We start from the raw sequence: 12,315 nt of genomic DNA, 5'->3' as shown, positions 1-12,315 counted from the left end.
GAGTAAAATGCACTGTTAAGAACAGATAATTTACAAACTTATCCGTCAGGAAACAAGCACCACTTTTGCGTACACAAAAAGATGGCTGCACCTTCACCTTCTCCCATCCAGACTATACTGTCGGCTCCGGAATCTCACCAGAATCAGCCGTTAAGCTCGCGGGCTAAAAGTAGAATTCTACTTCATTTCCGCCGGTCGGGAATTACACCCTGCCCCGAAGATGAATCAATATTTAATTATGAACCTATTATAGCGTAAAAAAACTGTTTTGTAAACTTCACAAGTTTACAAAACAGAATTATTCGTTAATTAGATACTTTGGATTTGCCCCAAACGGCTTTTCCAATGGCCGAGTGAAGTCAAATTTATTCCATTGTTCCTGCGCGACTTGATCAAATTCTACCTGTTTATCGAAACTTGCCGCCGTCAACAAGATGCCGTCTAGTAGTTGCATTGCTTCTTCTGATTGCAACTTATCTAAATCAAGCACTTCAGTAAATTTCACGTTGACAATACCTTTAACTTCTTTAACCGTGAAGTCTATTCCTTCAGGGACCACAGTTGAATAGATATCATTCGGTGACTTCTTCATATCATTCAAAGCTTGCTCCACCGTTTCGGAAGTCTTACCAAAATTAGTGGAGAGTACCGCTTCTCCATCTGATTTTACAAATCGATAATACGCTTGACGCGAAGCCACTCCTGACAAGCCGATCGGTTCATCCACTTGACCTATTTGATCAAACGTCATTGGCGATGCATCTTCTTGTAAAAACTGTATTTCATCGTATCCTTGAAACGTATTTTGCACGGACAGATTCAACATTTCAAGTGTCGCACTCGATCTATCATAGGTATGGTCCGCAGTGAACTTCATTTGAACTTGATTACCGTTCGAAGATATCATCGCTTTATACGGATGATACTCTGTAAAACCGAGCGCCTCTTCATCTATTGTATTCGCATACTCATTATACAGCGCGACTGCATCCGGTGATGTCTCTACGCCTTCAGGGAGACGTTCATTCGGTATTAGGAATGTTACGGGGACAATGGTTGCCTGATCGGTAGCCAAGCCAATATGAAACGCTGTGTGATCCAAGATGTCGGCAGGATAAGCGGCGTATGAGAGCGGCGCTGAAACCTGCTTTGTAAACACGGATGCATCACTCGCTTCATTCGACTGCATTTCTTCACTATCCTCCATCACGATAGGATCAGCCGATTCCTCTGTCGTTGCTTTATCCATCGATACTTCATTGTTTTGCTGAATGAATGTCGGCACGATGATGGTGAGCAATACAATCGCCGCAACAGCTGCAATAATTGATGGCCACTTGGATTTCGACGGTCTCTTCTTCGGTCCGTTTGGCTCAGAAAGTCTCGCATCTTCTTTTAATCGTTGCATAATCTCGTCTTTGGAACGCTGATCTTTCACGACGGGCATATTACGTAAACGTTTCTCGATAGTATCTTCATTCCACTTGTCATTGCTCATCTCATCACCCCTCCCTCGCGGAACGCGCTTCCAACCTCACTTGTAATGCTTTGATTGCACGATGCTGCGTCGTTTTTACTTTGCTTTCAGTCCAGCCCAGAACTTCAGCCGTTTCAGCGACTGAAAGATCCTGAAAGAAGCGCATAAGGATGACCATTTTCTGATCACCCGTACAGGTGTGCAACGCTTCAAGCACTTGCTTCTGCTCCTCATCTGCTTCAATCAAATGTTCAGGCAAGCGGTCAGTTGAAGCTAATTGCTCTGTTTCCCAATCGAAATGAATGTTTGCATGCTTGTTGATTGTGGATTGTTTTCGGAAATAGTCAATCGAGACATTTTTCGCAATCGCAAACAGCCAAGTTTTCTCGGTGCTTTTCCCTTCAAAACGGCCATATGATTTGAGTACCCGCACATATACCTCGTGCATCAAATCTTCGGCTACCCCCCGATTGCGAGTCAAATAAGTGAGGAAGTTGAATACGTCACGGTTATAGTCTTCATATAATCGTTGAAAAACGGAATCATCCATTCAATCCCCCGTTCTCTAGTAGTAGTCGTTTCAGTATAGGAGAGGTTTCATTTATTAATTGCCTCAAATGGAAGTGAACAAATAAAGATGGTACCTTTTTCTTCACCAAGGGTTGCTAAAATTGAACCGTTATGTGCTTCCATAATATTTTTCGCAATAGCCAAACCAAGTCCTGTACCACCTTTTCCTCTTGTTCTTGCTTTATCTGCCTTATAGAAACGCTCAAAGATGTAAGGTAAGTCTTTTTCTGGAATCCCGACACCTGTATCGGCTACTGTAATATCAAGTATTCCGGTAGACCGGTAGACACCTAGCGTCACCGCTCCACCGTCTGGCGTATGGCGGATGGCGTTATCGATCAAATTAGTAAACACTTGCTCAAGACGGTCTTCATCTGCCGTTACGAGTAGTGTATTCAATTCTTCCGTCTCCAAAGACAAGTCCACTTTTGCATCTCTTGCCACTTGTGAGAACTTTGTCACCATACGTTCTAGAAACTCCACAATCGAAAGAGGGTTTTTATTCAGTTGAATGTAGCCGGATTCCATTCTTGCCAGATTCAGCAAGTCTGTAACGAGGCGACTCATTCGCTTGGATTCATCATGGATGATCTGAACCATTTCCATACGTTCTTCTTCACTGCTCACTACATCATCTATGATGGCTTCACTATATCCTTGCAACATCGAGATCGGTGTTCGCAATTCGTGTGAGACGTTGGCAATGAAATCCGAACGTAGTTTATCCAATTTATGCTGTTCCGTCATATCACGGAATACCGCCACCGCTCCACGGATACTATTTTCACTGTACAATGGGCTGATGGAAATGACATAAAACTGTCCACCCAATTCCAACTCATCTTCCACTTCCTCAGCGAATGAAATGGCATGCTTTAGCATATGGAAAACTTCTTTAGGCAACGGATGATGATTTTTCTGATTGTATCCATACCATTTTTTCAACAATAACTCGGCTTGCGGATTTTTCAGGAGGATTGAATAATCTTGATTAAACGTTACGACTGCATCTGTCATAGATGTAAGAATGCTAGAAAGTTGTTCTTTCTCCTGCTTAATCAATTCAATATTATATTTCAACTGACGTCCCATCTGATTAAAAGCAGTTGCTAACTGACCAATTTCATCGTTTTGCGCCACAGGTAAATGTGTATCAAAATTCCCTTTAGACAACTCAAACGCTGCTTGCTTCATCTTACGCAATGGCAATGTGATGCGCGTAGATAGGAAAAATGCAAAGAATGTAGTTAAGATAAATGCGATGAATGCGGATAGGAAGACAATGTTCGTCGTGCTTTTCGTCGTACGGTGCACAGCATCTAAGCTTTGGTACATGAGTACACTCGCTTGTTCACCATTTGTTTGTTCAAATGGATAAGAAAGAATCAAAAATTGCTCCATGACGTCTTGTTCTGTCAATGAAGGCAATATCATTTCTTTCATTTTATGCTTACCTGATTCAGGCGTATTAAACAAACTGCCTTCCGAAAGAAGTTGATCTTCAATTTCCTTTTTACTTGAAGAAGTATGGAATGAATACAACACGTTCCCCTGTTGATCAACAACAATTGCATTGGTCTCTAAATCGAGGATATCATCTACAATTTGGTTCATGGATTGAGTCATGGAACTTGTCGTTTGTTCGTTATAATCATTGACAATTTTACTGATGGTGGTAGCTTCTCTCTGCAAAGACTCTTCCGCTTGTTTCGTGTGGAAGTTATCAAGAAATTCGAGCAGGAACAGTGTCACAATAAACAAGACAAAGGAAACGAGAAGCAATATGGTGGCCCATAGCTTCCCGACAATTGAATTCCATATTCTAATCATTCGTTTGGAACCTCGAACTTATAGCCGACACCCCAAACAGTCACGATCATTTTCGCTGCGCGGTCTGAAACACGGCTCAGTTTTTCACGCAGCCGTTTGACATGTGTATCCACTGTACGTAAATCTCCAAAGAATTCGTAATGCCATACTTCTTTCAGCAATTGTTCACGATCGAATACTTTATCCGGTGATTTTGCCAAGAAATACAATAACTCATATTCCTTCGGTGTCAAATTAACTTCTTTCCCTTCAGCTGTTACACGATGTGCATCATGATCTATTGTCAGCTGTGGAAATACTACTAAATCTTTTGACGTTGTGTTAGACGACACATTCGGGAATGCAACTGAACGTCTGAGCATAGCTTTTACGCGTAAGACTACTTCTCTCGGACTGAACGGCTTGACGATGTAATCGTCTGCACCACTTTCAAATCCGCTTACACGGTCTGCTTCTTCACCTTTTGCTGTCAATAAAATGACAGGTGTCATAATTTTATTTTCACGTAGTTCAGCTAATACTTCCATACCATCTTTTTCAGGCATCATCACGTCGAGCAATATACAATCATATTGTCCAGCAAACACTTTTTCTAACGCATCTGCTCCATCGACCGCTTCTTCAATTTCATAGCCTTCTCTAGATAAATACATATTCAATAGGCGACGAATGCGATCTTCATCATCCACCACTAAGAGCTTCACTGTTTCTTCCACAATTCATTACCCCTTTCGACAACCTTCTATCTCCATTGTACAATTACTGACCTATAAAAAGAAATAAAAAGACTGCATGACAATTATTGTCATGCAGTCGAAGATTATGCGTATGAGTGTAAACCTGCAATAATTAAGTTTACGGCAATTAAGTTGAACATGATGATAACAAATCCGATGACAGCAAGCCATGCGGACTTTTTACCTTCCCAACCTTTTGATAAACGCAGGTGAAGGAATGCAGCGTAGAACAACCACGTAATGAGTGCCCACACTTCTTTCGGATCCCAGCCCCAGAATCGTGACCAGGCTTCATGTGCCCAAATCATGGCGAAAATCAAAGCACCGAGCGTGAAGACCGGGAAACCGATCAATACAGCACGATAGCCGATTTCATCCATCAGCTGGGAATTGGCCTTCTTCGCTAATGGTTGGAATACCGCGGCGAGAGGTTTCCGTGCGATCAACCGTAATAATACGTAAAGCACTGAACCTACAGCTATAGACCAAACAAGCGAAGACATTTTTTGCGCATTGATGATCGGAGGCAATTCAACCCAAGGTGTCATTTTATCCGGTGTCATCGCTTCATACTCATTCATCCCGAATAGCGGAGGAACGTGATACGTAATTTCAGCTGGTACTTCATCTTTATTTATATACGTGAATTCTGCTTCATAGTCCATCACTTTGAATGTCGTAGAAGATACGACAAAACCAAGAACAAGAATTAACGTATACATAACTGCTTCTATCCAAAAACGTGATTTAGATTTTTTCGTCATATCAATATTCTTTACTAAGAATACAAGCCCTGCTATCGCACTGATTGCAAGTATAGATTCACCAATAACCGTTGTGATTACGTGAATAAACAACCATTTACTTTGAAGTGCAGGAATTAGTGGAGTAACTTCTGTCGGAAACATCGTTGCATACGAAATAATGATAATTGCAACGGGTAACGCGAACAATCCAAGTGACGGTGTTCGATAAATAATATACAGCATGATGAATGCCCCTACGAGCATCATGCCGAATGCAGTCGTAAACTCAAACATATTACTAAGTGGCGCGTGGCCTGACGCAGCCCATCTTGTAAAGAAATAGCCTAAGTGAGTAAGGAATCCGATGATTGTAATAACTAAACCGATCGTTCCCCACTTACTATTATGATACGCTTTTTCTGATTTTGATTTTTTGATAGCGCCCCCGAAAAACAATGTGGCCACTAAATATGCAATAAATGAAACTAACAATAAATTACTACTGATGGCTACTAAGTCCATATTTCCTCGTCCCCTTCCTGTTCTGGCTTGTCCAACTCAGGATCCTGACGATCTATATAAGTAGGCAAGTCTGCAGTTTCTCGTAATGTATCCAGCTCTTTACGTAAAGAGAACCAGTTTTTATTCGTATGTGCAGCAATCAATAGATGTCCATCTGTATCTTCTTGAATCCATACTCTGCGGTGTTGCCAGTACATACCTTGAATAACACCAATCATAAATACTAGGCCACCGAGTAAGAGGATATATAGTGTTTTATCTTTACGAATCGTTAAACCTGAAATATTACGAGTCTCGGCAGCTGCAAACTTAATTGCATAGTCGTTCTCTTCTACTTCCAACGTTTGACGAATGGCCACGAAACTCTTTTCACCTTCTGGCTTATCTGGTGTGTTCATCTGAAAAATGAATGCTGGATTATTCGGAACGGGTGACTTCGAATAGGGTTCCCCGTCTTTAATTCCATCATAGTCTGGATAGAAACCTAGCATATTGACAGTTGAGCCATTTCCAAGATCATATTCCTTTTCTGGATCACTTAAATCTACCGTGAATTCTCCCAAAGATTCTTCAGAAGATTTATTTACCAAATGAAATGTCATGTTTTTAAGCTCGTCCAGTTTATAATCCATCTGGAAAACATTATAGCCATCAAATTTCAAAGGTTTGTTGACATTGATGGCGTAATCTTTCACTTTTTCTAGACTGTCGCTACCAGGTAGTGCTTCCTCATCTTGTTTATACAACGTAACATCTGTCGTGTACGACTTAACGATTGCACCATTCTTCTCTAACGCCTCACCGAATACTTCTTCTGCTTCTTCTTTTGTATAGTTCTCTAATGTGAACTTTTTATTTTCAAGCACATAACCCGGTGCTCCAACGATATTACGAGTTTCCCCTTCACGGAGCCACATCGCCTCGTCAACGTAAAAACCAGGAATTCCTCTAAGCAGAACACCCGAAATGAAAATGATTAACCCGACGTGGTTGACATACGGGCCCCAGCGTGAAAATCGATACTTTTCAGCTAATATTGCACCATTCTCTGTTTTCACATTGTAGCGCATTGCTTTTAGTTTCTCTTCTGCTTTCGCAAGGGATTGTTCCGTATTTTGGACATCGCCTTCTCCAAAAATTCGCTGACGCTTCATAAAGGATGGGTGACGACGTGTACGTTGCTTTTTAAGAGATTTGTAAAGCGGGATGACACGGTCAATACTCGCAATAATAATAGATGTTGCAAGCATACCGACTAAGATTTTAAACCACCAGCTATTATACATATCATAAAAGCCGAGTTGGTAATAAAGTTTCCCTACCGTACCGTACAGGCGTTCATAATATTCCAAGTAGCCTTCCGGCGTAGTGGCAGGTACATAGAACTTCTGCGGAAAGATTGTTCCAAAAGCGGACGCGATTAATACCGCTGCAATAATACCAACGCCAATCTTAACACTGGAGAAGAAGTTCCATATTTTATCGATAATGGAACTCTTATAGGTTTGGGATCTTCTAGAAGATCCCTCGTAACGCATATCTACAATGTCACTTTTCTTTGCTTTCTCAGATAAGGGACGACCACACTTCTCACAAAGCTCTGTACCATAAGGATTTTCATGCCCACATTGGCATATGATTTTGCTCATTGAGTAACAATCTCCTTACTTTGGTTGAATGCTTTCTAAATACTCATAAATTTGTTGCTCTGTCATCCCCTGTTTAATGACCTTTGTAATCTTTCCTTCTGGATTGATGAGGAAAGTTGTAGGTAATGGTTTGATATTATACAAATCCATAACGGTTTTGTTCTTATCCCATAACATGGGGAATGAAAGGTTCATGTCGTCTCTAAAGAGCTCTATTTTCACTTTTGGTTCTCCTACGTTGACAGTCAGGATATGTACACCCTTCGCTTCAAAGTCTTTATAGAGATCCTCCATGTGAGGCATTTCCTTTTTACAAGGTGGACACCATGTACCCCAGAAATTCAGGAATACACCTTTCCCTTTGTAATCCGACAATCGATGTTCATTTCCTTCTAAATCTACAAGCTCGAAATCAGGCGCTGTATCACCTTCCGCCAAGACTTTTACTTTATCTTTTGAAGTAATTGCGTAGATCATAATTGCAGCTAAAATTAATAGAAGAGCTGTTCTGCTAATTAGCCTGATAGTCTTTTTGTTTTTCTTTTTGGCCAATCATGTAACCTCCTGTCTAATTTACGTTCCATTGGCTATTATACCAAAACATAAAATCAGTTGGCACCGCACTAGTGATAGGATTGTGAACTTTTAACGCTTTCTTAGCCAATCTTTCCTGTTTCTGCTAATACGCGTAATTGTTTCAATTCATGTCTCGTTAGCTCACGCGCTTCTCCGGCATTCAATCCGCGTGTAGTCAAGTTAGCAAACTCTTCACGTTTCAATTTTTGAACCGGACAATTAATCGCATCAAACATTCTTCGTACTTGACGGTTACGTCCTTCATGGATTGTGATCTCGACAATGGCAGAATTTGTTTTCTTATCCGAACTTGTCATTTTCACACGAGCAGGAGCAGTACTGCCGTCATCTAATTCAATTCCTGTCTCCAGCTTTTTAAGATCATCGCGGGTAGGAATGCCTTTTACTTTGGCTACATACTTCTTTTTTATTTCGAATTTCGGATGAGTCATTAAATATGAGAAGTCTCCGTCATTCGTCATCAACAATACACCTGATGTATCATAGTCTAGTCGACCAACCGGGAATATTCTCTGGCTGACTTCCGGTACTAAATCCATTACTGTTTTACGACCTTTTTCATCGTCTACTGTTGAGATATAACCGCGTGGTTTATAAAGCAGATAGTAGACAGGTGTTTCTTTCGTCAATTGAACGCCTTCCACTTCAATTGTGTCCATTCTGCTAACTTTTGTCCCAAGTTCCGTTATGACCTTACCATTCACTTTAACTAAACCGTCCAATATTAGTTTTTCTGACTTTCTTCTTGATGCTACGCCGGCCTGGGCCAATACCTTTTGTAATCTTTCCATGGGTTCCTCCTTGATGTTACATACTGAAAAAATTATGTCATACTTTCGGGCAAATGAAAAGAAGACTGACCTATGTAGGTCAATCTTCGAAATAGTATGTTTTTAACTCACTTTTCGGACTCGATATCTACTGCTACTGTCTTAATTGGTTCTGTACCTAAATAAATAGACCAGTAGCCTTTTTTCTGTTGTTCATCTGCTTGTGGAATTTGTAACACATTGGACAACATTTCCTTTTCTTCTTTCGTTACGAGTAACTTAACAGATTGATCCAGCTTTGCGATCATATGTGGAAATACTTGATACTTTCCTTTTTTCACTGCTGTATACGATTGATATTCAGAGAAAACTTGCTGGGATAACTGTTTATGGACTTGCCAATCATTTCCGTTATTTAACGTAACGACAATGACGGACTTTCCATCCTTTTCGAAATAGGTAGCCAATGTACGTCCTGCTGCTTTTGTGAAACCTGTTTTCCCCGCAACGGCAGTTGGTTCAGATATTACTAGACGATGTTTATTTTGCCAACTGTTTTTTCCTTGTTCTGTTTCAAAAGGATAGTTCTTTGTAGAAGCTATTTTACGAAATTCTGGATTCTTCATAGCAAAATACAACATTTTAGCTGTGTCATACGCAGAAGACAGGTGATGCTCGCCGTGCAAACCGGATGGATTCATAAAATGCGTTTGCTCCAGGCCATGACTTTGCGCTACTTCATTCATCAGATAGACAAATCCATCAAGTGAGCCACCCGCATGTTCAGCGAGCGCCTGCGCTGCATCATTACCTGAACGCAGCATTAAGCCATACAGTAAATCCTTTGTCTTCATTACTTGACCCGTTTCGAGATAAATGGAGGATCCTTCTGCTGTCGCGGCTTGTGAGGAAATGACCGTCTCCTGTTCACTGGGCTTTAACCCCAAAAAGGTATAAGCCGTCCACATTTTAGTCAAACTTGCGATAGGAAGCGGTTCATGTTCATTTGATCCCATCAGCAATCTGCCATTCTCTCCGTCTATCACTGCAAATGACGTACCCGCCGCCTGGCTACTTGTGGGATTCATCAATAATCCGACTATCAGTAGAGCGATGACCGAAATTTTTCTCAAGCATCATGTCCTCCTTCTTCTGTAATGGAAAATGCTTCTTGGAATTTCGTCATGAATAAATCCGTTTCTTCCGATGTTTCTTGTTCTTCGTCAAGTGACAGTGGCGGCATATCTTCGAGCGACGCCAGTCCAAAACGATCTAGAAAGAAAGTTGTCGTGCCATATAAAATAGGTCTACCAGGCCCATCCATGCGCCCCACTTCCTCTACGAAGCCTTTACCAGCCAACGACGACAATGCACGCTCGGACTTTACACCACGCAAGTCATCGATCTCTACGCGCGTTACAGGTTGCTTGTACGCAATGATGGCAAGTACCTCGAGCGCTGCTTGTGTAAATGTAGACGGTTTTGGATCTTCTAGCATTCTTTTGATGTCATCTGCCCATTTACTCTTCGTAACCAAGCGGTAACTCCCGCCGTAACTTTTCAACGTGATGCCACGTGTGTCATCTTCGTCATACGCTGCTTGCAACGATATCAGTACTTGTTCTGCTTTTTGCTCTTCGCATTCCAACAGCGCGGCTAACTGTGTAAGAGATAAACCTTCTTCACCTGCCACGAATAAAAAACTTTCCGTCATCCCGACGAAACGTGTTTCGATGTTCATTCCTATCATCCCTTCACATCAACGAGATTCGTAATTCTTCAAAATTATTACTTTGTCGCACTTGAACTTCTTGTAATTTCATCAGTTCAAGCAATGATAAAAATGTTAATACGAGCTCGGGTACAGTCGTCGTTTCAAAAAGTGCGTGGAAATCACATTCTCCACCACTTAGTTCCAACTTACTCATGATCGAAGACATCTTATCCCCGACAGATTGCTCAGATTTTGTTATACTCGCTGTAAGAGGCAGTTTCAGCTTCTTTCTGTGCAGCATTTTTTGAAATGCACCAATTAAGTCAAAAACATTGAGCGGGTCTTCTGTCTCTGTTACAAGCGCTTCACCATAATCTGTTAAGTCTTCAGGCTCTTTAGTGAAATGCTCATCACGGTGTGCAGCAGACTCACGAAGCGAGTTGGCCGCTTCTTTAAACTTCCGATATTCCATTAAGCGGGCTATCAATTCTTCACGCGGGTCTTCCTCATAACCGAATTCTTCGATGAACGCTTCTTCTTCATTGACCGGCAACAACATTTTGCTCTTCACTTCCAGCAAAGTTGCTGCTAGTACAAGGTATTCGCTTAATTCATCCAATCGAAGAACACGCATGGCATGCAAATGTTCTATGTACTGCTGTGTTAGCTCCGCCATAGGGATGTCATAAATATCAATTTCGAGCCGATTGATCAAATGTAACAACAGATCAAGTGGCCCTTCGAAGACTTCGAGTTTTACACTATAACTCATTTTACCAACCTACCTAACCAGAAAGGAATGATTTGGATGCACCCTTACTACCATCCTCTTTTTCTACAGTTTATTGTGTATTTCAATGACAATCAAGATTATTTCGAGTGCCACGAGGTGCTGGAAGAATATTGGAAAGAACAAAAAAACTTTTCAAAAGATCATCCACTAACCGGCTATATTCTCATGGCTACCGGATTATATCATTGGCGCAGAGGAAATACAGCAGGTGCTTCGCGTACTTTAACTAAAGCTATCACACGCTTCCACGAAATGCCTGTACAATTTGGCGACTATCTCGAAGAAGTGGCCATTGATGAAATCATCATGCAGCTAGAGCATTGTCTTACCCGCATTAAATCAGGCGAAGATTTCCATGCATTCCCACTTCCCATCTCTCCAGAGTTGCAAATCGAAGCAGAGAAATTCAAGCCTCTACTTGCATTACTGCCAAGAAACAGCGCATCTGTTATTCATAAGCATATGCAACGGGATAGGTCAGATATTCTTTTACAACGTGAAGAAAAGAAGAAGGGCAGCCGTTAAAGATCTGCGCCTTCTTCTTTCCTTAAACAACTTTGTATAAATGGTTCAGTAAATTCGGTACTTTTACAGCCGTATCCTGGGTAGATCTCTTGCAATTCCTTCATCATCTTAGATGCAATTCCTTCTCCACGAAACGATGGATTGACCGAAATATGCTGAACAGTGTAGGTCTTGTCATTGTCGTTGACTTCTACCCCTATTAATCCGATGTAATCTTCTGCTTCTTTATAAAGATATAGCTGCCACTGTTCAACACAGAGATATTGCTGAACAGTCTCTTGCAATTTGCATAACATCTTTTCACTAGGGATATAAGATAAAAAGCCCATAGCAATTTTCTCTTGTGCCTTCTTAAAACGAATAAGATTCAATAGTAACCCCTTCT

At 41.2% G+C, this 12,315-nt stretch carries 13 protein-coding genes and 1 riboswitch; of the genes, 1 reads left to right on the top strand and 12 read right to left on the bottom strand.

What is annotated here, in order from left to right:
* Nucleotides 1–91: 91 nt before the first annotated feature.
* Nucleotides 92–226: riboswitch (FMN riboswitch) on the bottom strand.
* 72 nt (nucleotides 227–298) lie between these two features.
* The 11 genes from CSV80_RS13065 to CSV80_RS13015 form a co-directional block, all read right to left on the bottom strand.
* Nucleotides 299–1,498 carry a GerMN domain-containing protein gene (locus tag CSV80_RS13065; RefSeq protein ID WP_099671083.1) on the bottom strand — a complete coding sequence of 400 codons (1,200 nt, stop codon included), beginning with the start codon at nucleotides 1,496–1,498 and terminating at the stop codon, nucleotides 299–301.
* A 4-nt stretch (nucleotides 1,499–1,502) separates the two neighbouring features.
* Complete coding sequence (locus tag CSV80_RS13060; protein WP_099671082.1) at nucleotides 1,503–2,027, bottom strand: RNA polymerase sigma factor SigX; 525 nt, start codon at nucleotides 2,025–2,027, stop codon at nucleotides 1,503–1,505.
* A gap of 47 nt (nucleotides 2,028–2,074) precedes the next feature.
* A complete protein-coding gene (locus tag CSV80_RS13055) occupies nucleotides 2,075–3,877 on the bottom strand; it encodes an ATP-binding protein (protein ID WP_099671081.1) in 1,803 nt (600 codons plus the stop codon).
* Entirely contained in the window at nucleotides 3,874–4,593 is a 720-nt protein-coding gene (locus tag CSV80_RS13050) for a response regulator transcription factor (protein WP_083035563.1), read from the bottom strand. The genes CSV80_RS13055 and CSV80_RS13050 overlap by 4 nt, the downstream gene beginning before the upstream one ends.
* Before the next feature lie 104 nt (nucleotides 4,594–4,697).
* A complete protein-coding gene (ccsB, locus tag CSV80_RS13045) occupies nucleotides 4,698–5,882 on the bottom strand; it encodes a c-type cytochrome biogenesis protein CcsB (RefSeq protein WP_099671080.1) in 1,185 nt (394 codons plus the stop codon).
* Entirely contained in the window at nucleotides 5,873–7,531 is a 1,659-nt protein-coding gene (gene resB, locus CSV80_RS13040; RefSeq protein WP_099671079.1) for a cytochrome c biogenesis protein ResB, read from the bottom strand. The genes ccsB and resB overlap by 10 nt, the downstream gene beginning before the upstream one ends.
* 15 nt (nucleotides 7,532–7,546) lie before the next feature.
* Nucleotides 7,547–8,083, bottom strand: coding sequence for a thiol-disulfide oxidoreductase ResA (gene resA, locus CSV80_RS13035; protein WP_099671078.1), 537 nt, complete (start codon nucleotides 8,081–8,083; stop codon nucleotides 7,547–7,549).
* A gap of 104 nt (nucleotides 8,084–8,187) precedes the next feature.
* A complete protein-coding gene (locus CSV80_RS13030; RefSeq protein ID WP_029053074.1) occupies nucleotides 8,188–8,919 on the bottom strand; it encodes a pseudouridine synthase in 732 nt (243 codons plus the stop codon).
* Nucleotides 8,920–9,026: 107 nt separating this feature from the next.
* Nucleotides 9,027–10,031 carry a D-alanyl-D-alanine carboxypeptidase family protein gene (locus CSV80_RS13025; RefSeq protein WP_233201590.1) on the bottom strand — a complete coding sequence of 335 codons (1,005 nt, stop codon included), beginning with the start codon at nucleotides 10,029–10,031 and terminating at the stop codon, nucleotides 9,027–9,029.
* Nucleotides 10,028–10,639, bottom strand: a complete 612-nt coding sequence (scpB, locus tag CSV80_RS13020) for an SMC-Scp complex subunit ScpB (RefSeq protein WP_029053076.1) — start codon at nucleotides 10,637–10,639, stop codon at nucleotides 10,028–10,030. The genes CSV80_RS13025 and scpB overlap by 4 nt, the downstream gene beginning before the upstream one ends.
* A 13-nt stretch (nucleotides 10,640–10,652) precedes the next feature.
* The gene (locus CSV80_RS13015; RefSeq protein WP_099671077.1) at nucleotides 10,653–11,384 is read right to left on the bottom strand and encodes a segregation/condensation protein A; all 732 of its coding nucleotides are present in this window, start codon (nucleotides 11,382–11,384) and stop codon (nucleotides 10,653–10,655) included.
* A gap of 27 nt (nucleotides 11,385–11,411) precedes the next feature.
* Between CSV80_RS13015 and CSV80_RS13010 the strand changes: the two genes are divergently transcribed.
* On the top strand, nucleotides 11,412–11,930 hold the full coding sequence (locus tag CSV80_RS13010) for a DUF309 domain-containing protein (RefSeq protein WP_233208489.1): 519 nt from the start codon (nucleotides 11,412–11,414) through the stop codon (nucleotides 11,928–11,930).
* Here the strand turns inward: CSV80_RS13010 and CSV80_RS13005 are convergent.
* The gene (locus tag CSV80_RS13005; protein ID WP_099671075.1) at nucleotides 11,927–12,301 is read right to left on the bottom strand and encodes a GNAT family N-acetyltransferase; all 375 of its coding nucleotides are present in this window, start codon (nucleotides 12,299–12,301) and stop codon (nucleotides 11,927–11,929) included. The genes CSV80_RS13010 and CSV80_RS13005 overlap by 4 nt on opposite strands.
* Between the last annotated feature and the right edge of the window lie 14 nt (nucleotides 12,302–12,315).

Origin of the sequence: Sporosarcina sp. P12(2017) (genome assembly GCF_002743035.1) — a bacterium.
GTDB lineage: Bacteria > Bacillota > Bacilli > Bacillales_A > Planococcaceae > Sporosarcina > Sporosarcina ureae.
Note: the sequence above shows the minus strand (reverse complement) of the source record. Positions and strands in the feature narration are given on the sequence as shown.